Annotated in this window: 20 protein-coding genes; 10 read left to right on the forward strand and 10 right to left on the reverse strand. The window is 65.9% G+C overall.

All coding sequences use genetic code 11. The features are described from left to right. Window positions 1–64 precede the first annotated feature (64 nt). Together ABD050_RS00635 and ABD050_RS00640 are read left to right on the forward strand one after the other, a co-directional pair. Complete coding sequence (locus tag ABD050_RS00635; protein ID WP_343887174.1) at window positions 65–1828, forward strand: ABC transporter ATP-binding protein; 1764 nt, start codon at window positions 65–67, stop codon at window positions 1826–1828. After that, window positions 1825–3687: an ABC transporter ATP-binding protein gene (locus ABD050_RS00640; RefSeq protein ID WP_343887175.1), complete on the forward strand. Its 1863-nt coding sequence runs from the start codon at window positions 1825–1827 to the stop codon at window positions 3685–3687. The genes ABD050_RS00635 and ABD050_RS00640 overlap by 4 nt, the downstream gene beginning before the upstream one ends. Before the next feature lie 186 nt (window positions 3688–3873). On the opposite strand, the gene ABD050_RS00645 is transcribed toward ABD050_RS00640, so the two are convergent. Together ABD050_RS00645 and ABD050_RS00650 are read right to left on the reverse strand one after the other, a co-directional pair. Continuing rightward, on the reverse strand, window positions 3874–4716 hold the full coding sequence (locus tag ABD050_RS00645) for an SDR family NAD(P)-dependent oxidoreductase (protein ID WP_343887176.1): 843 nt from the start codon (window positions 4714–4716) through the stop codon (window positions 3874–3876). A 107-nt stretch (window positions 4717–4823) separates the two neighbouring features. After that, window positions 4824–5180, reverse strand: coding sequence for a hypothetical protein (locus ABD050_RS00650; protein WP_343887177.1), 357 nt, complete (start codon window positions 5178–5180; stop codon window positions 4824–4826). A gap of 244 nt (window positions 5181–5424) precedes the next feature. On the opposite strand from ABD050_RS00650, the gene ABD050_RS00655 reads away from it, so the two are divergent. Continuing rightward, on the forward strand, window positions 5425–6450 hold the full coding sequence (locus ABD050_RS00655; protein ID WP_343887178.1) for a serine hydrolase domain-containing protein: 1026 nt from the start codon (window positions 5425–5427) through the stop codon (window positions 6448–6450). Between the two features lie 46 nt (window positions 6451–6496). Here ABD050_RS00655 and ABD050_RS00660 read toward each other — a convergent pair whose 3' ends face one another. Continuing rightward, on the reverse strand, window positions 6497–7948 hold the full coding sequence (locus ABD050_RS00660; protein WP_343887179.1) for a hypothetical protein: 1452 nt from the start codon (window positions 7946–7948) through the stop codon (window positions 6497–6499). Window positions 7949–8026: 78 nt separating this feature from the next. On the opposite strand from ABD050_RS00660, the gene ABD050_RS00665 reads away from it, so the two are divergent. Both ABD050_RS00665 and ABD050_RS00670 read left to right on the forward strand, forming a co-directional pair. Next, a complete protein-coding gene (locus tag ABD050_RS00665) occupies window positions 8027–8701 on the forward strand; it encodes an NAD(P)H-binding protein (protein ID WP_343887180.1) in 675 nt (224 codons plus the stop codon). Between the two features lie 434 nt (window positions 8702–9135). Then, window positions 9136–9771 (forward strand): peptidylprolyl isomerase, encoded by a 636-nt coding sequence (locus ABD050_RS00670; protein ID WP_343887181.1) that lies wholly within the window; start codon window positions 9136–9138, stop codon window positions 9769–9771. Between the two features lie 12 nt (window positions 9772–9783). Here ABD050_RS00670 and prfH read toward each other — a convergent pair whose 3' ends face one another. Further along, a complete protein-coding gene (gene prfH, locus ABD050_RS00675; protein WP_343887182.1) occupies window positions 9784–10401 on the reverse strand; it encodes a peptide chain release factor H in 618 nt (205 codons plus the stop codon). After that, the gene (locus ABD050_RS00680) at window positions 10398–11510 is read right to left on the reverse strand and encodes an RNA ligase RtcB family protein (protein WP_343887183.1); all 1113 of its coding nucleotides are present in this window, start codon (window positions 11508–11510) and stop codon (window positions 10398–10400) included. Before ABD050_RS00680 ends, prfH begins: the two co-directional genes overlap by 4 nt. Before the next feature lie 328 nt (window positions 11511–11838). Between ABD050_RS00680 and ABD050_RS00685 the strand changes: the two genes are divergently transcribed. Continuing rightward, window positions 11839–12591: an HAD-IIB family hydrolase gene (locus ABD050_RS00685; RefSeq protein WP_343887184.1), complete on the forward strand. Its 753-nt coding sequence runs from the start codon at window positions 11839–11841 to the stop codon at window positions 12589–12591. 9 nt (window positions 12592–12600) lie between these two features. On the opposite strand, the gene ABD050_RS00690 is transcribed toward ABD050_RS00685, so the two are convergent. Beyond that, the gene (locus tag ABD050_RS00690; RefSeq protein ID WP_343887185.1) at window positions 12601–13842 is read right to left on the reverse strand and encodes a DUF763 domain-containing protein; all 1242 of its coding nucleotides are present in this window, start codon (window positions 13840–13842) and stop codon (window positions 12601–12603) included. A gap of 314 nt (window positions 13843–14156) precedes the next feature. Here ABD050_RS00690 and ABD050_RS00695 point away from each other — a divergent pair, with 314 nt between their 5' ends. Then, window positions 14157–14447, forward strand: a complete 291-nt coding sequence (locus ABD050_RS00695; RefSeq protein WP_343887186.1) for a hypothetical protein — start codon at window positions 14157–14159, stop codon at window positions 14445–14447. Between the two features lie 93 nt (window positions 14448–14540). Next, a complete protein-coding gene (locus ABD050_RS00700) occupies window positions 14541–15029 on the forward strand; it encodes a GNAT family N-acetyltransferase (protein WP_343887187.1) in 489 nt (162 codons plus the stop codon). A 24-nt stretch (window positions 15030–15053) separates the two neighbouring features. Here the strand turns inward: ABD050_RS00700 and ABD050_RS00705 are convergent, their stop codons facing one another. Both ABD050_RS00705 and ABD050_RS00710 read right to left on the reverse strand, forming a co-directional pair. After that, window positions 15054–15542 carry an SRPBCC family protein gene (locus ABD050_RS00705; RefSeq protein ID WP_343887188.1) on the reverse strand — a complete coding sequence of 163 codons (489 nt, stop codon included), beginning with the start codon at window positions 15540–15542 and terminating at the stop codon, window positions 15054–15056. A gap of 161 nt (window positions 15543–15703) precedes the next feature. Further along, window positions 15704–15979, reverse strand: coding sequence for a hypothetical protein (locus tag ABD050_RS00710; protein ID WP_343887189.1), 276 nt, complete (start codon window positions 15977–15979; stop codon window positions 15704–15706). Window positions 15980–16194: 215 nt separating this feature from the next. On the opposite strand from ABD050_RS00710, the gene ABD050_RS00715 reads away from it, so the two are divergent. Then, window positions 16195–16863, forward strand: a complete 669-nt coding sequence (locus tag ABD050_RS00715) for a hypothetical protein (protein WP_343887190.1) — start codon at window positions 16195–16197, stop codon at window positions 16861–16863. After that, a complete protein-coding gene (locus ABD050_RS00720) occupies window positions 16860–17846 on the forward strand; it encodes an MBL fold metallo-hydrolase (protein ID WP_343887191.1) in 987 nt (328 codons plus the stop codon). The genes ABD050_RS00715 and ABD050_RS00720 overlap by 4 nt, the downstream gene beginning before the upstream one ends. Window positions 17847–17861: 15 nt before the next feature. Here ABD050_RS00720 and ABD050_RS00725 read toward each other — a convergent pair whose 3' ends face one another. Next, window positions 17862–19118, reverse strand: a complete 1257-nt coding sequence (locus ABD050_RS00725; protein WP_343887192.1) for an alpha/beta hydrolase — start codon at window positions 19116–19118, stop codon at window positions 17862–17864. Further along, window positions 19115–20134 carry an acyltransferase family protein gene (locus tag ABD050_RS00730; protein WP_343887193.1) on the reverse strand — a complete coding sequence of 340 codons (1020 nt, stop codon included), beginning with the start codon at window positions 20132–20134 and terminating at the stop codon, window positions 19115–19117. Before ABD050_RS00730 ends, ABD050_RS00725 begins: the two co-directional genes overlap by 4 nt. Window positions 20135–20295: the final 161 nt, after the last annotated feature.

The raw sequence follows: 20295 nt of genomic DNA on the forward strand, positions 1-20295 counted from the left end.
GCACCGAAGGGTGGCGGCGAAACTGATGTGACAAACCGACTGATGCTGCCCGTTTTCTTTCGGCATGGATAAGCCCGATATTTCGGGGCGGCCCCTCTGGCGCACGCTTCTGGCCCCGCATCTGCCGGCACTTTTTCTCCTGCTGGCCTGCCAGGCGGGCCAGGCGATCGCGGCGCTCACGCTGCCGACCCTGAGCGCTGACGTGATCGACCGGGGGGTCCTTCGGAACGATATCCAGCACATCTTACACATGATCCTGATCATGCTGGTCGTCGCGGTCTGCCAGATCCTGTTTTCGATCGGCACGGCCTGGCTTGGCGCGCGGATCGCGATCGGGATCGGGCGCGACCTGCGCTCGGCCGTTTACGCGCGCGTGCAGCTCTTTTCGCTGAAGGAGATGCGCCGCTTCGGCACCTCGACGCTGATCACGCGCACGACCAACGACGTCCAGCAACTCCAGGCCGTGCTGGTGATGATCCTGACGATCGTGATGACCGCGCCGATCATGGCGATCGGCGGGATCGTGATGGCGGTGCGGCAGGATGCCCAGCTCTCGCTCCTGCTGCTCGTCAGCGTGCCGCTGCTTGCGCTGATCATCGGCATCATCACTGCGCTGACCATTCCCTTATTCTCGCGCATGCAGGGCCAGATCGACCGCCTCAACCAGATATTGCGCGAGCAGATCACCGGGCTGCGCGTCATCCGCGCCTTCGTGCGGGATACGCGCGAGCGCGCGCGGTTCGCCGAAGCCAAAGACGGGCTGACCGACACGACCCTGCGTGTCGGCCGGCTGATGGCGCTCCAGCTCCCCGCCGCGAGCATGGTGATGCAGCTTTCGAGCGTCGCGATGGTCTGGTTTGCCGCCCACCGTATCGCGCTGGGCGAGATGCAGGTGGGCTCGCTCGTCGCTTTCCTCACCTATATCATCCAGATCCTCATCTCGGTGATGATCGCGTCGTTGCTGTTCGCGATCGCGCCGCGTGCGCTGGTGAGCGGGCGGCGGATCGCCGAGGTGCTGGCGACCACATCGTCGGTCGCCGAGCCGGAACAGCCGGTCGCCCTTCCAGCCACGGCCCACACGCGCGGCGAGGTCGAGTTCCGCGACGTTTACTTCTCCTATCCCGGCGCCACCCAGCCGGTCGTACGTAATGTCAGCTTCAACATCGCACCCGGCGAGACAGTGGCGGTGATCGGCGGCACCGGCTCGGGCAAGAGCACGTTGGTCAACCTCATCCCCCGCCTGTTCGACGCGACATCGGGAAGCGTGCTGGTGGCGGGGGTGGATGTGTGCGCGCTGCCGCTCGACAGTTTGTGGAGCCTGATCGGCCTGGTCCCGCAGGAGCCGTTCCTGTTCTCGGGCACGATCGCCGACAATCTGCGCTACGGCCAGCCCGATGCAAGCGACGAGCAGCTCTGGCATGCGCTCGAGGTCGCGCAGGCGAAGGATTTCGTCGCCGAATTGTCGCTCGGCCTTGCTGCACCGGTGGCGCAGGGTGGCGACAATTTCTCGGGCGGCCAGCGCCAGCGGCTCACCATCGCGCGCGCGATCGTCCGTCGCCCGGCAATCTACCTGTTCGATGACAGCAGCTCGGCGCTCGATTACGCAACCGACGCACACCTGCGGGCCGCGCTGGCCAGCGACCTTGGCCCCGGCGCCGCCGTGCTGATCGTCGGCCAGCGCGTCAATGCGCTCCGCCACGCGAACCGGATCCTCGTCCTCGACAAGGGCGAGATCGTCGGCTCGGGGACGCACGACCAGCTGCTGGAGACATCGGCCGAATATCGCGAGATCGTCGAATCGCAGCGCGGCAGCGAGGTCGCGGCGTGAGCGCCGCCGATCTCTCCCGCGCACAGGGCCCGGCGCCCGTCACCGGCCCGCGCATGACGCCGCCCGGGCGCGGCGGGCCGATGCCGATCGCTGTCGGCAAGCCGCGCAATGCCGGCGCCACGCTCCGGCGCCTCGGTGCCATGCTCAGCGCGAACCGGCTGCAGATCGTGCTCGCGCTCTCGTTCACCCTCGGCAGCGTCACGCTGAGCACGCTCGGACCCTGGCTGCTCGGGCGTGCGACCGACCTGGTGATCGGGGCGGTGAGCGCGTCGCGCGCAATCGACTTCGGCGCGCTCGGGCAACTCCTGCTGCTGGTCGGCGCGCTCCAGGCGGTGGCGGCGGTGCTCAACTGGATGCAGGCCTGGCTGATCAACGGGCTCGTCCAGAATCTCAGCCGCGAGATGCGGCGCCAGGCGGAGGACAAGCTTGCCCGGCTTCCGCTTCCCTGGTTCGATCGCCAGCCGCACGGTGAAGTGCTGAGCCGGGTCACCAACGATATCGACAATGTGACCCAGAGCCTGCAGCAGCTGCTGAGCCAGCTGTTGCTGTCGCTGCTTCACCTGATCGGCGTGATCGCGATGATGCTTTTGCTGTCGCCGCTGTTGGCGCTCGCCGCGGTCGTCAGCCTCAGCCTTTCCTATGGATTGGCGCGACTGCTCGCGATGCGCTCGCAGCCGCTTTTCGTCGAACAATGGCGCTGGACCGGCGTGCTCAACGGCGAAGTCGAGGAGAATTATACCGGCCACAGCCTAGTGAAGGTGTTCGGCCATCGGCAGCGCGCCCGCGACGCGTTCGAGAAGAGCAATCGCGGGTTGAGCGACAATGCGTTAGGCGCCCAGTTCCTCTCCGGCGTGATCCAGCCGGCGATCCTGTGTATCGGCAATCTCGCCTATATCGCGGTGGTGATCGGTGGCGCGCTGCGCGTCGCCAGCGGTGCGATGACGATGGGCGCGCTCCAGGCCTTCATCCAATATGTGCGCCAGCTGAACCAGCCGGTGTCGCAGATCTCCGGCATGGCGGCGATCGTGCAGTCGGCGGCGGCGTCGGCCGAGCGCATCTTCGAACTACTCGATGCGCCGGAAATGAGCCCCGAACCCCGACAGCCTGTCGATGCAGCGAAGCCGCTGGGCCATGTCGCCTTCGAGCATGTCCGTTTCCGCTATGATCCTGCGCGGCCATTGTTCGAGGACGTCAGCCTCGAGGCGCTGCCCGGCCAGACGGTCGCGATCGTCGGCCCCACCGGTGCGGGCAAGACGACGCTCGTCAACCTGCTGATGCGCTTCTACGAGATCGACGGCGGGACGATCCGCTTCGACGGCATCGACACGCGGACAATGGCGCGCGAGGGATTGCGCCGCCATTTCGGCATGGTGCTGCAGGATGCCTGGCTGTTCGGCGGGACGATCCGCGACAACATCGCCTATGGCAAGGCGGACGCGACCGAAGCGGAAATCCTCGAGGCGGCGCGCGCCTGCCATGTCGACGATTTCGTGCACGTATTGCCGCAAGGCTATGACACGGTGCTCGACGAGAATGGCAGCGGCCTCAGCCTCGGCCAGCGCCAGTTGCTGACCATCGCCCGTGCCTTCATTGCGAGGCCGGTGGTGCTCATCCTCGACGAGGCGACGAGCTCGGTCGACACCCGTACTGAAATCCTGGTGCAGCGCGCGATGGCGCTGCTGCGATCCGGGCGGACCAGCTTCGTGATCGCCCACCGGCTCTCGACGATCCGCGATGCCGATCTCATCGTCTATATGGAGAATGGCAACGTGATCGAGCAGGGCAGCCATGACGCGCTGATGGCGCGCCGCGGCGCCTATTGGCGCCTCGATCAGTTTCAGGTTCCGGCCAATGCCTGATCGGCGCGACGCCGATGCCATTCACCAAGCGGTCCAGTCGGATAGTGCGACTGGACAGACACCACACCGGCATCCGTGGCCGACGCATCCGCCAGCCAGGGATTCTTCATTTCAGCAGGTGCCGGGCCCGCCGACCTTTCTTCAATTCGCCCCGGGCCTTGCTCTTGAAAAGCCCCCGCGTGACCCTCAGCCCGTGGACGCGGCCGCAAGATTGCCCTGGGCTTCGACCGATATGTCATTCCACTTCTCCCAGGTTTCGATCCGGCTTGCATATTCCGCCTTGGTCATCGGCAGGCCGGCTGTGCCGAAGAAAATCCGCAGCGGCGGCTCTTCCGCATCCACGACCTTCAGGATCGCGGGGCCGCTGGCCTCTGGGTCGCCGGGGATTGCGGCACTACGGAAGGCAGCGCGCGCCGCGCGGGCCTCGCTATAGGCTTCGATCGGCCTGGCCTGCTTGGCCGACGGGCCGCTCCAGTCAGTCGCATAGCCGGCCGGTTCGACCAGCGTGACCTTGATACCGAAGGGCGCGACCTCGGCGGCGAGCGACTGGCTGAACCCCTCGAGCGCCCATTTGGAGGCGTGGTAGAGGCCGATCGTCGCGAAGGCGTTGACCCCGCCGATCGAGGAAACCTGGATGATCCGCCCGGAGCCCTGAGCGCGCATCTGCGGCAGGACTGCCTTGGTGACCCATAATGCACCGAAGAAGTTGGTTTCCATTTGCGCCCTGGCCTCGGCTTCGCTGACCTCCTCGATCGTCCCGAACAGGCCGTAGCCGGCATTGTTGATCGCCACGTCGATTCGGCCGAACCGGGCGATGGTCTGCGCGACCGCGGCGTCGACGGCGGCCTTGTCGTCGACGTTGAGGGTCAGCGGCAGCACGTTCTCGCCATAGTGATCGACAAGCGGCTGGAGGGTTTTGATATCCCGGGCCGTCGCCGCGACCTTGTCGCCTCGCGCCAGGGCCGCTTCAGCCCAGATCCGCCCGAAACCCTTGGAGGTGCCTGTGATAAACCAGACCTTGCTCGCCATATTCTTTCTCCTTGCCAGAAGCGCGGCACATGGGGAGCGGCATGGGAGATGTCAGGCCTCGACCCGCCGAATTTCGATGCGTTGACGATATGGTCCTGTCGAACCGGTCAACTTTCCCGACAAAAGCGTTCGATCCCATAGGCGGTCAGCCGGAAAGGCGCCGCGCCGAATTCAGCATCACGCGCCGCTTTTGCCGCCGCGCGACCGGCGGGATCGAGGCGCCAGCCGATGTCTGCATCGGCTCGCGCAAGCTGCTCGTCAGTGACGGCCAGTAACGGACTCGCGAAACCGGCGCCGGATTGCCTGATCCGGGCGGTGGCGAGATAGTCGGCATAGCGTCGTGGCCGACGGCCCCAACGGGCCGCGATGACCGCGTCCGCTATCTTCCCGGCCAGATGCGTCGAAAACGCCGCATCGCGGACGAGTTCGATTACGATGTGCTGGTGTGACAATGCGGTTGACATCGGATGGATAGTACGATTATCGTAGCAAAAGTCAAGGCTGAATGAAGGCGTCGCACCGGGGTGCGGTCGTGTCGTCGCTCAGGTTCGTACGAGCCATTGCGGCTGGGAGGGAGGCGGCGGGTCATCATGGCATTGATTGTACTGGTCCATAATCCGGCCGCTGCCCGTCCAAGCTTGCGAGTGCGTCCATCGATCAATTCAGTTACGGCTCCCGCTTCCGCCCTCCGCCACAGGATCGACCGACATGGTGTTTGAACGTTTCTGCCTGGCCGCCATGGCCGTCCTATTGCCGGCAGCTGCGTCCGAGGCCCGCACTGACCCGAAGCTGCAAGCCGTTCTGGTCGAACGCGATCATGACGAACACCCGGACCTCAAGGGCGTCGTGATCCTGCGGGCGGGGAAGATCGTCGCCGAACGATATTATAATGGCGAAACCGCCCGCTCGCTCCATGACATACGCTCGGCCGGAAAGAGCATCACCTCGTTGCTGCTCGGCATCGCGATTGATCGCGGCGCGATCAAGAGCGTGACTGACCCGGTCGCTGCCTATTGGCCCGAGGCGAAGCACAGCGCGATCGGCAGCGTTCCCCTCGACGATGTTCTGACGATGCGCTCCGGGCTGGCGGCATATGACGAGGATCCCGCCTCACCCGGCAACGAGGACAAGATGGACGCAGCGCCCGATCCCTTGTCCTTCGTGCTGGCGGTGCCCGCCGCTGATCCGCCGGGCTCGGTCTATCGCTACAATTCAGTCACTGCCTACACAGCGGGGGTCGTGATAGCCAAGGCAACTCACCAGAAGATGGCGAGCTTTGCGCGGTCAGCCCTGTTTGCCCCTCTCGGCATTACCCGATGGCAATGGGCATCGGACTCGGCCGGTTACACCAAGGGCCAGGGCAATCTCTCGATCACGGCGCGCGGGCTTGCCGCGATCGGAGAGCTGGTCCGCAACGATGGCCGCCATCACGGACGGCAGCTGGTCAGTGCGGCCTGGCTCCACCGGGCGCTCGCGCCGAAGGTGAACATATCGGCCACTGATCCCTATGCCGATGGCTATGGCTATTTCTGGTACGCGAAGGTTCAGCCGGTGGGCGACCGACAGATTCCGGTCTCGTTCGCCTCGGGCAATGGCGGCAACAAGATTTACGTCGTTCCGAGCCGGCGGCTCGTGATCGCGATAACCTCCAGCGCCTATGGCCATGGCTATGGTCAGCGCCGGTCGGAAAGCATCCTGAAGGCTGTCCTGGCCGCTGATGGCAGCGCTCGATGAATGACCGACGGGGCGCCTTGTATCAGGGGGTCGGCGGCGCCGCTCTTCAGCCGAGCGGCAGGGCCCGCCACGCGGTCGCAAGCACCAGCACGGCAATCAGGGGCGTGCCCGCCCAGCCGGTCTTTCGCCACGGCACCGCCGGCATCGCATACAGATCGCCCGCCGCCAGCACCGCCGCGATCAGCGCCGCGATCATCGTCCACAGATGATAGCGCAGCTCGGCCGCAACACTGAACACCCCGTAGCCGAGCCCGTAGAGCAGCGCCGATAGCGCCATCGGCACGATCAGGCGGCGCGAGGGCAGGGCAGGGCTCAGCATCAGCAGCCCGGAGGCAAGCGCGATCCAGGCGATCGGCCAGCCGAGCGGAGTCTTTGCGCTTGCCAGCGCAAGCCAGTCGATCGCCGAGAGCAACGGGTTGGGCGCGACCTTGTAATTCCAGTCATTGGGCGCGGACTCGGCCTGGACCGGGCGCTCGATTTCGTCATGCACGAGGAAGCGGGTGTTGATGTTGAAATGGCGCAGCCGGTGTTCTGCATAGGCGATCGGGTGCGCGACGATTGCGCCGAGCCAGAAGCGGTAGGGCTTGATCTTCTGCGTCTCCACCGCCGCCTTCATCGGATCGAAGCCGAGCGGGCAGACCGGATCGACCCAGAAGCTGTACGGATCCCATTTGACCGGCGAATAACAGGCATGGTTGGCCTTGACCGGATCGGCGACGCCCATCGGCGGGAAGGCGTTGACGCCGCTTTGCTCAGTGATGCCGCCGAGATCGAAGATGATCAGCGACAGCTCGACCCCGCTCGATTTGGCCCCGATCGCCCGGTTGGCGAGCGGCAGCGCGAGCATCAGCAACGCGGTCGCTACAATGGCGGCGACTGTCATCCGCCTCCAGCTGCTGCGCCACGCCACCGGCAGCAATGCGACGAACAGGGGAACGGCGGCAAGGAAGGCATTGAAGCGCAAGGTCGCGGCGAACAGCAGCAGCGCGATTCCGAGCGTGCGGAGCAGCCAGGCTTGCCATCGGCCCTCACCATCGCACCAGAACAGCAGGCCGGCCGCCGACAGCAGCGCGCCAGCCATCAGGCAGTCCTTCAGCACCGCCCCCATCAGTGCCATTGCGAGCGGCATCAGCCCACCGGCGGCGATCGCTGCCGCCAACCCGCGCCTTCCTTCGCGCAGGGCCCAGCCCGCAAGCAACGCGAATCCGCCCCAGTAAAGTGCGAGCTGGAGGATCAGCATCGGCTGCAGGCCGTCATGGATCGGGATCAGCTGCCGCCACAGCCATTCCATCGCCGGCGGATGCCAATCGTCGAAATCGCCGTCGATCGCCTGGCCATATTGGCGCGCCGCATCCCAGGTCATCAGCCCGGGCCAATAAGCGATTGCCGTGCACGCTGCGGCGAGCAGCATGCCGAGCGCGAGCAGGGCCGCGACGCTCCTGTCGCGCAGCTGCAGCGGCCCGAATGATCGTCCCTGGTTCATGGCGTTGCTGGTCATTCATGGAACGCGGCGGGTCAAGCCGGTTCGGTCGGACCGACGCTATCGCGGGGGTGCCTGCCCTGCTACTCCCTGCGCATGAAAGTGCTGATATTCGGCGCGACCGGCATGGTCGGGCAGGGAGTGTTGCGTGAATGCCTGCGCGATGCCGCGGTGGAGCGCGTCGTCACCGTGGGTCGCACGGCGACCGGCCGGAAAGATCCGAAGCTCGAGGAGATCGTGCTCGCGGACCTGTTCGCCGTCCAGGCAGTCCAGGACCGGCTTCGCGGTTTCGACGCCTGCTTCTTCTGTCTCGGTGTGTCGGCGGTGGGGATGAGCGAGGCGGACTATACCCGCATCACCCACGACCTGACGGTAACCATCGCCGCGTTGCTGGTGCGGCTGAACCCCGGCATGACCTTCGTCTATGTCACCGGCGCCGGTACCGACACCAGCGAACGGGGCCGTTTCATGTGGGCGCGGGTGAAGGGACGGACCGAGAATGCCCTCAGCGCAATGCCGTTTCGCGCGACCTTCATGTTCCGTCCCGGCTTCATCCAGCCGCTTAACGGGATTGTGTCGAAGACCGCCTGGTACCGCGCTGCCTATGCGATCACCGCGCCGATTTCGGGTTTGCTTGGACGGATCGCGCCGGCGGCGGTGACGACGACCGAGAATGTCGGTCGCGCGATGATCGCGGTGGCGCTGAACGGCTATGCGAAACCGGTGCTCGGCAATGAGGATATCAATCGGGTGGCGACGCGCAGGCGATGATGGCTTCCTCCTCGATTCTCGAGACGGCGCGGTTTCCGTGGCGTCAACAATCGAGAGGGCGTTACGATTGCAGAACACGCAATCCAGATGACGCATTTCGCACTTGCAGCAAAAGATGCTGCACTGCACAAGGAACAGGCCTTTCAGGCATCCTCTCCTAAAACTTTCCAGGCCGGTCCCTTGTGGGCCGGCCCTTTTTTTTGCCCGCGTTTTGGGTTATGAACCGTGCGTTGCAACCCGCGCTGACATAATAATAGTTCGTGGAGTGGAGCATGCCGGAGCAAACCGGCAACGGCACGGTAGCAATATGGGGGATCGAGCAGCCCTTGGCGCTCTCCCCCAACCTACTGACAAACAGGACGGATTTACTGGCGTTCGCTTGGCAAGGGCGTGCGGGATAGCGGCGGGCGAGTCGAGCGATTAGGACTTGCATCATGTTCAGACGATTCGCCCCGCTCGCGCTGTTCTTTTCCTGTCTTGGCGCCGCCGCGGCGCAGACTGTGGCGCCGCCGCCTCCCGCGCCCGCGATTCAGGCGCCAAAACCGGCGACGGTGCGCGTCGTGCTCACCACGAGCGAGGGGCCGATCACCCTCGAGCTCGAAAAGGAGCGGGCGCCGGCCACGACCGCCAATTTCCTGCGCTATGTCGATGCGAAGCGCTTCGACAACACCGTCTTCTACCGCGCAATGAAGCTCGCGCCGGGCTTCGGTCTCATCCAGGGCGGGCTGAGCAACGATCCCAAACGCCTGTTTCCGCCGGTCGTCCATGAGCCGACCACCCAGACTCATCTCAGCAACACGGACGGCGCGATCGCGATGGCGCGTGACAAGCCCGGCACGGCGACCGCTGATTTCTTCATCGCGATCGGCGACCTCTCGTCGCTCGACGCGCAGCCCGGCCAGCCCGGCGACAATCTCGGTTTCGCGGCGTTCGGCCATGTCGTCGACGGCATGGACGTGGTGCGGCGGATCGAGGAGTCGCCGACGTCGCCCACCGCGGGGGAGGCAGCGATGAAAGGCCAGATGCTTGCGCCGCCGATCCGCATCCTCACGGCGCGCCGGGTGCCGTGAGGCGGCAACAGGTCACCGGCTTCTGAACGCCACTCCCTCGTAAGTCAGCACCGCCTTGCCGCGTTCGAGCGCGTGGTTCTGGCTCCACAGCGCCCGCTTGGCGTCTTCCGCGCCCCGGTGGCGGCGCTCGTCGAAGAGCATCGCGAGCTTCAGCCGGGCGATCTTCTTGTTGGCGAATTGCGAGCGCTGGTCCTGCGAGAAGGCGGCAAGCCCGGTCGGCACATGAGTCGCCCGGACGGCGCTGTCGGTCTTGTTGACATGCTGCCCGCCCGGGCCCGAAGCGCGCAGGGTTTCATAGCGGACATCGGCATCGCTGAAGTCGAGGGCGTCCTCGGCGGTGGGGGCCGGCTTCACCGCCACGAACCAGTTGCGGCGCCTGTGCAAGGGGCGGAAGGGGCTGGTGCCGATCCAGCGGATCGTGCCCGTTCGCGCCTGGACGAAGGCATGGACGTCGTCGCCGCTCAAGCGCAACAGGGCCGAGGCGCAAGGGCCGGTGACCGGCTCGACCGGCTCGCACATCAGCCCCTGGGCCGCTGCTTCCGCGGCGAAGACGCCGGCGAGCTGGGCGACGACCCATGCGCATTCTTCCGGTCCCTGGCCGGAGGAGATGTGGAGGATGATCTCGCTCATGCCCGTCTCGTCTTGTAGGTGATCAGCGGCCGGAGCGCCGCGACGATCGTGATCAGGCCGGCACGGTCGAGATCGGCGACCACCTGGCGGATGTCCTTGTACGCCTGCGGCGCCTCCTCGTAGATCAGTTCGCGATCCTCGCAGATCACGCGGCTGCCGAGCCTGGTCCGTTCGAGCTCGGCGACCGTGAAGCGACGCCGCAATTTGTCGCGCGCCTCGCTCCGGCTCCATTTTCGGCCTGCGCCATGCGCCAGCGACTGCAGCGCCTCCTCAGCATGCTCAGGCCTCGGCCGGACGAGATAGGTGAGGTCGCCGCGCGAGCCGGGAATGACGATCGGGCCGTGATCGGCGGGCGCTGCGCCCTTGCGATGCAGCCAGCCGCCGCGATCCGCGGTCACGCTGTTGTGGCAGATGTCGAGCAGCCGTCGGCCCTTCATCCCCAGCCGCTCGAAGAAGCGCCGCGCGATGATCTCGCGGTTCAGCACTGCCCAGCCGATCGCTTCGTCATGCCTGGCAAGATAGGCGGCGCAGGCATCGTCGCCTGCCTTCAGCGGGCTCACATTCCGCCGGGCAAGCTGTTCGTCGAGGATCGCGGCGCCGAGGCCGCGCGAGCCGCTATGGATCATGAGATGGACGCGCGCCGTATCGAGGCCCAGCGATGCGAACGCCTCGTCGTCGCACACGCTGTCGATGCAGAGCATCTCGGCGAAGTGGTTGCCGCCGCCGATGCTGCCGAGCGCATCGCCCATCAGCGACGCAGGCAGGCCGGCTTTGGCCAGGCACGCGGCGTGGTCGCCTTCCCACGGCTCTTCGAGCCCGCGCAGCTTGCGGTCGGCGGCGTCGAGCCTGAACTTGCGGAGCGGCGTCTCGGTCTCCCACAAGGCCATGCCGCAACCGATGTCGCTGCCGACGAGATGTGGGTGGACATGCGACCGCGACCAGAAGGCAGCGCCGACGGCAATGCCGCGGCCGGCATGGAGGTCGGGCAGCCCGACGATCGCGTCGATCCCCTCGAGCGCGGCCGTCTGGCGAAGCTGCTCGACCGCGACCGGATCGATCCAGCTCGCATCCGACGCAATGATGCGAATGGGAGCGTCTTCAATACGCATGACGAACCTCCCCGGAAACGAGGGGAAGTGCGCTGGGTACAGGCCATCGAGAGGATGACGCGGCTCGAGCGAGGAAAGCAGGTGAGACCGCAGCCACTCGGCTGCGGCAGAGGGTCAGGCGAGCGAACTCGCCCTTGCAGGACTTGCCCATGCAATTTGTTCCTGAACAGGACGGAATAGGGAAATGGTCTGGCTGGTTGCGGGTGCAATGCGCATGGGAACACTCCTTTCCGGGTCAGTCGTTGGAACAATCGGCGAGCGCGGCCGCTACGCCGGTTGCGCCTGTTTTTCAAGTGACCCATGAAACCGCATCCCAACGGAGACTTGCATGAAGAAGCTGATCGCGTTCGATCTCGATGGCACGCTTGCCGAAAGCAAACAGGCGATCGATGCCGAGATGGGCAGTCTGCTCGCCCGGCTGACTCAGGTCGCGCTGGTCACGGTGATATCGGGCGGCGACTGGCCGCAGTTCGAGAAGCAGCTCGTCGGGCAGTTGCCCGTGGGGGCGGTGCTCGAGAACTTCCTGGTGATGCCGACCACCGGCACCAAGCTCTACCGCTATGAGGATGGCGCGTGGAAGCGGATCTATGCCGATCTCTTCTCGAACGAGGAGCGGGCGACGATCCTCGCCAGCCTGCAGGCCGCGGTGAAACAGTCCGGCCTCAAGATCGAGAAGACCTATGGTGAGCAGATCGAGGATCGCGGCAGCCAGATCACCTTCTCGGCGCTCGGCCAGGAGGCGCCCTTGTCGGTGAAGGGCAATTGGGACCCGGACGCGGCCAAGCGCAAGGCGCTGAAGGCGATCCTCGATCCCGCGCTGCCCGGCTTTGCGATCAACATCGGCGGCTCCTCGTCGGTCGACATCACCCGCAAGGGGGTCGACAAGGGCTATGCCGTCCACCGGCTTGCCGAGGCGACCGGGCTCGGCCTCGGCGACATGCTGTTCCTCGGCGATGCGATCTTCCCGGGCGGCAACGACTATCCGGTCAAGGCGGCGGGCGTGGACAGCGTGAAGGTCCGCGATGTCGAAGAAACCAAGCGCGTGATCGAGGCGATCGCGGCGTGCCTTCACCCGGCCTGACGCGCTTTCCTAGCCGGCTTTTGCGACTCCGGGCGGCGGCTCCCAGCCGAGCACGCTCCGGCCGCGATAGTCATGCGAGCGCTGCCGCTCCTCGGCGACGAAGGCGGGGAGCGACGGGCCGGTGGCCTCGCGCTCCAGCCGGCGCGACTCGGCATCGAGCCGGCGGATCGCGCCGAGCTTCTCCTCGTTGCCGAGCTTCGCGCTCGACACCGCCGCCTTCATCACCGCGATTGTCCGGTCATAGACTTTGGTCGGCACGGGATAGGGATGACGATCCTTGCCGCCATGCGCGAGCGAGAAGCGCGCCGGGTCGGCGAAGCGGCAGGGCGCCCCATGGATCACCTCAGCCACCATCGCCAGCGAGCGGGCGGTGCGCGCGCCCACACCCGGCACCAGCAGCAATTCGGGGAAATCGACCGGCCCCAGCTCGGCCGCGGCGGCGAGCGTGCCGTGGAGGCGGCGGATCATGACGTCGCCGGGGCGGACGTCGTGATGGCCGGGCAGGACGAGGTGCGGCAGCATCGGTTGCGCCGCCGCCGGCCTTGCCTCGATCACGGCGAGCTCGCGGACGATCCGGTCGGGCCCGAGATCGCGCAGCAGGTCGAGCTGGCGGTCGCGCGACGCGGCGGCGCGGGTATCGGCGAGGTTGACGATCTCGCCCGCGCCGCGCCCCTCGATCGCCGCGTGCGGCGCGTCGACGAAGCTGGTGAGCCCCTCCGACGACCAGTGATAGCGGCGCGCCTGTTTCAGCGCCTCGTTCATGCCTTGCTGGACGACGACCCAATTGCCGTCATCGGTGACGATGAAGCCGTGGAGATAAAGGCCGAACCCATCCTGCACCGCGGCGCTGTCGACCTTGGCGACGAGGCGGCTGGTGCGCGCAAGGCCTGCGCCGTCGAGGCCGGTGCGGTCGCCGATCGCGGCCAGCTCGCCCGGCGTCTTGCGCGATTGCCTGCCGCGCCCCCCGCAGACATGGATGCCGAGTTCTCCCGACAGGGGCGCGAGGCCCCGCTTGAGCGCGCCGATCACGCTGGTCGTGATCCCCGACGAATGCCAGTCCATGCCCATCACAGCGCCGAACGACTGGAACCAGAAGGGGTGGGCGAGGCGGCGCAGCAGCTCGTCGCGGCCATAATGATGGACGATCGCCTCGGCCATGACGGCGCCGAGCCGGGCCATGCGCTCGCCCAGCCAGGGCGGCACGCGGCCGCCATGAAGGGGTAGATCGGCGCTGCCGCCTCGTCTGGCCATTGATGACGAATCCAAGGAACGAAGAGGGAACGACTGGCTATCAGAGAGCGGCGCCATTGCCCAGAGGGCTCGTGCCGACAGGCGATCTTCAATAGGCGGACGCTTATCGGGACGGGCCGACCCGATTCCGGCGGCTGTGTTTCGGGCTTGCCGAACCCGCGGTTTGGCTGAATAAAGTCGCCCGTGACCGGTAACCTGAAACCGCTGCCGGTCGCGGGCCGCATGGATCTTTCCAGACGGGTCGGCGGTTTCGCACAAACGGGCCTCGGATCGTGCTGTCGATGTCGAGGGTTCCGCACAAGGGGACGATGCTTATGACCAAGAAACTTCTGCTCCTCGCCGGTGTCGGCGTTCTCGCGCTTTCGGCGTGCAACAAGCACGAAACACCGGCCGCGGAAAACGTCGCCGCAGCAGCCGACAACACGGCCGACGCGATGGATGCCAATGCCGCCAACATGCACGACATGGCGGACAATGCCGGCGCTGCCGTCGAGGCGAAGATCGACAACAAGGCGGATGCAGTCGAGAACAAGGCCGATGCAGTCCGCGCTGCCGGCGAGAACAAGGCCGATGCGATGGACGCCAAGGCCGAGAAGAAGAAGTAATTCCGACGAAGGGCGCCGGGAACGGCGCCCTTCGCTTGTCCGGGAGCATTCGCTCCCGTTTACGACCTGACCGGCTGCGGATAGACCCGTGACATGGCGACCAGGTCAGCAACCGCTCCCCTCGCAATACGCCGCGCGGCGCCGCAGGATGCGGCGGCGATCTGCGCCGTCGTGCGGGACTCGATCACCACGCTGTGCGGTGCGGATCATCACGGCGATCCAGTGGTTCTTGCGTCCTGGCTGGCCAACAAGACGCCTGAAAATGTCGCGCGGTGGATCGCCAATCCCGACAATGCGGTCTTCGTCGCGGTCGATGCCGGCGCGGTCGTCGCGGCCGCCTGCATTACGCGCGGCGGCGAGATCCTGCTCAACTATGTGGCGCCGGCCGCCCGCTTCAGGGGCGCGAGCAAGGCGCTGATGCAGGCGCTCGAGGAGGTGGCGCGGCTCCAGGGCAATGCGCGCTGCACGCTGGACAGCACGGCGACCGCCCGCGATTTCTACCGCGCTCTCGGTTATGCAGGGACCGGAGAGCCATGCCGCAAGCTCGGGGTCGGCTGCACCCCGATGGTCAAATCGCTTTGAACAGGAGGCGAGGGAGGCTTGCCGCTATTTCTGCGCCTCGGCGAGTTCCTTCATCGTCTCGATCGCGCCCTGGAAGCGGGCGCTGATTCGATCGAACTGGGCCTTGCGGAGCTGCTCGGTGGTCATTGACGCTGCGTCGTAGACCAACGTGTAGACGATCCGCGATCGCCGTGCGCCGACCGGCTCGACGGCGAGCGTGCCGTGATAATTGAGCGCCGCCATCGTCCCCGCGGTCTGGGCATAGGTATAGGATAGCGCAGTGCTGCCGACCATCGGCTCGATGGTGACGCCGTTGAGCTGGCGAACCGTGCCGACGCCGCCATTGCCGGCAACGATCGTACATTTGACCTTGAGCCACTCGCCGATCGCACAATAGCTGCCGATCCGCTGCCACACGCTCTCGGCGGGGCGCTCGACCAGGATCTCGCGGCGGACGACGACATAGTTGGAGGCAGCCACCGGGGCCGCGACCATCCCAAGCGTAAGAACGAGCAGGCAGCGCGAATTCATCATGATCATATCCCCCCTTCCGGTGCGACGGCCCCCTCCGGCTCGCCGCTGCCCTTTCCTGTGGGGTGACGGCTGAAATGTCCATATGATTAACGCGGCATTTCCCAAGGATTGCCCCAGTATAGGCACCCAGGCGCATGGTCACCGGCCACGTTCTCTCCCTGTTACCGGGCAATAACAGGGAAGGAACAGGGAGGATTTTCTTTTTTCGGTCGTTCCGGGCTATTTTGATAGAAATATTCTTGCTTTATATCAAATAGATAATTGGCATTCTCCCTGCTATTCAGGAACAGGGAGGCGGTTGGAGAGAACAGGGAGGGCCGGGACGCGTGACGGCGAGGCCCGGCGCCGGCGCAGATGGGCACTTTCGACAGGGCTGCGCCCGAGGCAATGTCGGTGGAAGCTGTCATGCGCGGCGTGATGGCATGGTTCGGCGCCATTTTGAATCGCTCGCTCGGCGCTCAAGCCGGAGCGGCGGCGAACGCGTATCGCTTTCGATAACCCGAAGGCCCGGCCCGCTGATCGGCCGTCCGGGCCGCCATTCAGCAGGGTGTCATGGCAATAGCGTCAGCCCGCCGCGAATTATGGAATGTTGACCCCTGCATCTCCGATCGGCAGGGCAGGAGTGGGCTGGGCCGTCTTATGGGGAAGATCAGTGCAGAGCCTTGCGCATAGTGCAGTGGTCATTGTCACCATTGTCACATTCGTCACCATTCCGCGCTGGCTCAGCCGGCGCAGCAAGCCGGCTGAGCAGGGTGACGGCCGCGGCAGGATCACTCCCGGCAAGGCGTCGGCCGCTGTCGTGACGGCTTCGGGAGTGCTGTTCTCGGCTGCCGGGTGCACGGGGATCTGGTTTGGCGATGTGGCCATCGGATCGCTCCTGTTCGCGGTCGGTGGGGCACTTGCCTTGTTCATGGCGCCGTCGCTGACCCACTGGCACGACGTGGTGTGGACAGAGGCGACGATCGAGGGCCCCTCGCGCATGTTCGGCCTGACCCTCGGCCGCGCGCGGACGCGACTTCGCTGGGGCGAAATCGCGCGGACAGGCACCACGCTGACTGGCTATTCCTTCGTGGAAACCGCCGATCGCCGGCGCGTCTACTGGAGCTATCTGTATCGCGGCTTCGCAGTCTTCGAGGGTCAGCTCGAATTGCATCGCCCGGATCTTTTCGGTGACGAGGCGATCGAGCGAAACGCAGGAACCACCACCCTCGGCGAAGTCGGCCCGCGCAATGACCGCCCGGCGCGGCCCAGTATCGACTCCGACGCCGGGCCGGCCGGGACGCTCTACACGCGATCCAATCCAGGCGATCTCGACTCATGAAAAAGACCATCAATCCCTATTATCAGGGCCCGCCGAGCGACCATTTCGACGGAACGCGCTTCTTCAATCCGGGCCAGCCGGCGACTGATCGCTCGTTGGCCGAGGTACTGCGCTGGAAGCGTGGGTCGCGGCCGGCGGTCTGGCCCCCATCAGTGCCGGTGACGGCCGCCTTGCCGGACGCGCGGGTGGATGGAATGCGGATCACGATGGTAGGGCACGCCACGCTGCTCATCCAGGCAGCGGGGCTCAACATGCTGACTGATCCCGTCTGGTCGGACCGGGCGAGCCCGACGCGTTTCGCGGGGCCCAGGCGTGTGACGGCGCCGGGCATTGTCTTTGGCGCACTGCCGCCGATCCATGTCGTGCTGCTGTCGCACAATCATTACGACCATCTCGACCTGGCGACGCTGAAGCGGCTTCAGGCAGCGCACCGGCCGTTGTTCGTGATGCCGCTGGGCAATGATGCGATCGTGCGGGCAGCGGTGCCCGGAGCGCGGATCGTAACCGGGGACTGGGGCGACGCCGTCGACCTGGGACGGGGCGCGGAGGCGCATTTCGTGCCCGCCAATCACTGGTCCTCGCGCGGGGTGCGAGACAGGCGGATGGTGCTCTGGTGCGGCTATGTCGTCCGCACGGGCGTGGGCATGATCTGGTTCGCGGGAGATACCGGTTATGGCGACGGCGCGATCTTCAGCGATCTTCGCACGCGCCATGGAGAGCCGGATATCTCGCTGATCCCGATCGGCGCCTATGAGCCGCGCTGGTTCATGGCGGCGCAGCATGTTAACCCCGAAGAGGCGGTCCGGATCATGCTCGATACGGGGACGAAGCGGGCGATCGGGATCCACTGGGGCACCTTCCAGCTGACCGACGAGGGACGGGAGGAACCGCGTGTCGCGCTGGCCGCTGCCCTGGCGGCGGCGGGGGTAGACCCGGCTGCGTTCGTGGCTGGGGTGGCGGGCGGCGTCTACGAGATTGCCTGACCCGCAGCCGCGCGATCAGCTGCCCCGCGCCCGGGAAAGGCCGCTTGCGACCCGAGGTGTCTCCGCGTTTCGCGATGCCATCTGCCCGCCGTCGTGATCGCTCGCGAATTGAGCGATGATCTGGAGCAGTGCCTGGTTGGTGATGCCGTCAAAGCTCGTGTTGAAATCATGCCCCGAATAGGGAAACAGGATATGCCTGACCTCGAGCCCGGCCGCTTTTGCCCGGCGGGTGAACTCGATCGCGCCCTGTGGCGCCACGATCGGATCGGAAGCGCCGCCGAGGATGAGCGTCGGGGGGTTGCCAGGCCGCACGGCGCGGCTGAGATCGGCGGCTGCATAGCGATCCGGATATTGTTCGGGCGATCCGCCGAGATAGCTGGTGAGATAGGTACGCTGCAGGTTGCCCAGCTCTCCGCCCTCGTGCCAGGAGCCGGCAACGTCGATCAGCGGCACCTTCACGACGACGGCGGTGACGCGGGGCAGACGGGGCCCGCAGCTCGGGTCGGGTGGACTCGCGTCGGTCGAATAGGCCGCGGCCATGGCGAGCGTGCCGCCCGCGGATGAGCCGCCCAGCGTCAGCCGGTTGATGTCGATGCCGAGCGAGCCTGCGTTGGCGGCAGTCCAGGCAAGCGCGCACTGAACGTCGCGCGTGGCCAGGTTCCAGGTCGGGCGGCCCGGCCGCGCCAGCCGATAATCGATGCTGATGACCGTCCATCCCCGATCGGCATACCAGCGAAGATTGGCCGCGCCGAAAGCGCGGCTGCCTTCGATGAAGCCACCGCCATGGACGATGAGCATGACCGGGCTGAGCGTATCGGGCCGGGTGTTGCGCGGATGGTAGATGTCGAGCGTGAGCGCTTCGCCCTGCGGGCGCGCATAGACCCGGCTTTCATCGGGCGCGGCGCCCTCGTCGAGTTCGCGCAACGACAAGGCACGGACAAGGTCGATCTGCGCGCCATTGCTCTCGGCGACATAGAGAAGGTTGAGCATCACCGCTGCCGTCACCAGCACGGTGATCGCCGAGGTCGCGGCCAGGGAAATGGCAATCCGGGTCCGTTGAAGCGAGTTGGCGAGCAGGCCGACGATCAGCGCCGCATTCGCCCACAGGAAGAACCACGAGGTGTGATTGGGCACAACGCTCGATGCATAGATGCGCAGCCAGGGAATGACCGGCACGATCGCCGAGAGCAGAAGGACAAGGCACGGTGCCACCATCAGCCAGGCGATGGTCAGCGCCGTGGTGCGGAGCAATTGAGACAGCGTGCTCGTCATCCGGCCCGCTCAACCCCGGGCGCTAAGCGCGGCTTGACCAGTGCCGGGCCGCCGAACGGATCGGGCGCACGAAGCCCGAATATGTCGCGCAGGCGCGGTATCCTGGCGATGATCGCAGCGGTCAGGAGGATCGACAGCATCGCCAGGGCAAGCAGCCTAAGGCCGGAAAAGCCGGCGCTCGCCCAGAGGCCGAACATGATCGGATGCCAGAGGTAGAAGAACAGGCTGTCGCGGCCGATGCTCGCGATCAGCGGAAGGTTTACGAACCGCCGCCTGACCCGGGGCAGCAACGCGATCAGCGGCATGCACAGGATCAACTCGGCCGCCACTTCAGAGTCCCGAGAGGGGTGACCGTAAAGCCGGCACCACCAGAACAGCCCGATCAGCGCGAGCAGCAGGGGCACATGAAGCATCGAGGGATCGAACTTCCGGCGCGCAATCCACATCCCGAAGGCAAAATAGATCGGGTAGACGAGATAGCGACGATCAGGCACCCAGGCCTGATATTGCTCGATATTATAGCCGACGCCGAAGAAATACATGGCGGCGATGCTCGTCGGAATGGTGATCGCGAGCATCTCGCCCGGGCTGAGGCGGCAGCCGCGCGCCGTGATGATGAAGGCCATCATCACCGGTACGAACCAGAGATGGAAGGGCGGCCTGAAGAGGATGTCGAACGGGGTGCGCCAGGTGACCGCCCCGACGATCGTGAGATGGACGGCGCAGGCGACCAGCCAGGGCAGGATCAGCCGCCCATAATATTTGCGGAACAGCGCAGGGAGGGAGGCCGAGCGGGCCTGCTCGAGATTGAACAGATAGCCGGTCAGGCCGATGAAGAGCGGCATGCGGAAGCCGAAGCCAAGCCATGTCACGAAGCTCTGACGCTGGGTGAGCTCGGAGAAATGGCCGAGGATGACCAGGAGAACGAGCATGCCGCGGAACACGTCGATGCCCGTGTTGCGCCCCTCGCGCGCCTGTGACGGTGCCGATTCAACGGCAAGGGCCCCGGATGACATCGCCTGCCCTTAGCAGCGGGGCCTCTGCGAACGGTTAACGCCGAGGCCATATTTCGGCCGGCTGATCGCGCGGCCGGCGCAGGGCGGCAGCTATGCGCTGGATCTTCAGCCGAACGGCCGGCGGGATACGGGCTGCGGCGTCCAATGCCCGTCGCGCAATT

Source organism: Sphingomonas oligophenolica (genome assembly GCF_039522915.1).
GTDB lineage: Bacteria > Pseudomonadota > Alphaproteobacteria > Sphingomonadales > Sphingomonadaceae > Sphingomonas > Sphingomonas oligophenolica.

Excerpts from the sequence above, each read along its gene's own strand:
- ABD050_RS00635 (WP_343887174.1), top strand. The coding sequence starts at position 65 with ATGGATAAGCCCGATATTTCGGGGCGGCCCCTCTGGCGCACGCTTCTG.
- ABD050_RS00645 (WP_343887176.1), bottom strand. The coding sequence starts at position 4,716 with ATGGCGAGCAAGGTCTGGTTTATCACAGGCACCTCCAAGGGTTTCGGG.
- ABD050_RS00650 (WP_343887177.1), bottom strand. The coding sequence starts at position 5,180 with ATGTCAACCGCATTGTCACACCAGCACATCGTAATCGAACTCGTCCGC.
- ABD050_RS00655 (WP_343887178.1), top strand. The coding sequence starts at position 5,425 with ATGGTGTTTGAACGTTTCTGCCTGGCCGCCATGGCCGTCCTATTGCCG.
- ABD050_RS00660 (WP_343887179.1), bottom strand. The coding sequence starts at position 7,948 with ATGACCAGCAACGCCATGAACCAGGGACGATCATTCGGGCCGCTGCAG.
- ABD050_RS00665 (WP_343887180.1), top strand. The coding sequence starts at position 8,027 with ATGAAAGTGCTGATATTCGGCGCGACCGGCATGGTCGGGCAGGGAGTG.
- ABD050_RS00670 (WP_343887181.1), top strand. The coding sequence starts at position 9,136 with ATGTTCAGACGATTCGCCCCGCTCGCGCTGTTCTTTTCCTGTCTTGGC.
- prfH (WP_343887182.1), bottom strand. The coding sequence starts at position 10,401 with ATGAGCGAGATCATCCTCCACATCTCCTCCGGCCAGGGACCGGAAGAA.
- ABD050_RS00680 (WP_343887183.1), bottom strand. The coding sequence starts at position 11,510 with ATGCGTATTGAAGACGCTCCCATTCGCATCATTGCGTCGGATGCGAGC.
- ABD050_RS00685 (WP_343887184.1), top strand. The coding sequence starts at position 11,839 with ATGAAGAAGCTGATCGCGTTCGATCTCGATGGCACGCTTGCCGAAAGC.
- ABD050_RS00690 (WP_343887185.1), bottom strand. The coding sequence starts at position 13,842 with ATGGCCAGACGAGGCGGCAGCGCCGATCTACCCCTTCATGGCGGCCGC.
- ABD050_RS00695 (WP_343887186.1), top strand. The coding sequence starts at position 14,157 with ATGACCAAGAAACTTCTGCTCCTCGCCGGTGTCGGCGTTCTCGCGCTT.
- ABD050_RS00700 (WP_343887187.1), top strand. The coding sequence starts at position 14,541 with ATGGCGACCAGGTCAGCAACCGCTCCCCTCGCAATACGCCGCGCGGCG.
- ABD050_RS00705 (WP_343887188.1), bottom strand. The coding sequence starts at position 15,542 with ATGATGAATTCGCGCTGCCTGCTCGTTCTTACGCTTGGGATGGTCGCG.
- ABD050_RS00710 (WP_343887189.1), bottom strand. The coding sequence starts at position 15,979 with ATGGCGCCGAACCATGCCATCACGCCGCGCATGACAGCTTCCACCGAC.
- ABD050_RS00720 (WP_343887191.1), top strand. The coding sequence starts at position 16,860 with ATGAAAAAGACCATCAATCCCTATTATCAGGGCCCGCCGAGCGACCAT.
- ABD050_RS00725 (WP_343887192.1), bottom strand. The coding sequence starts at position 19,118 with ATGACGAGCACGCTGTCTCAATTGCTCCGCACCACGGCGCTGACCATC.
- ABD050_RS00730 (WP_343887193.1), bottom strand. The coding sequence starts at position 20,134 with ATGTCATCCGGGGCCCTTGCCGTTGAATCGGCACCGTCACAGGCGCGC.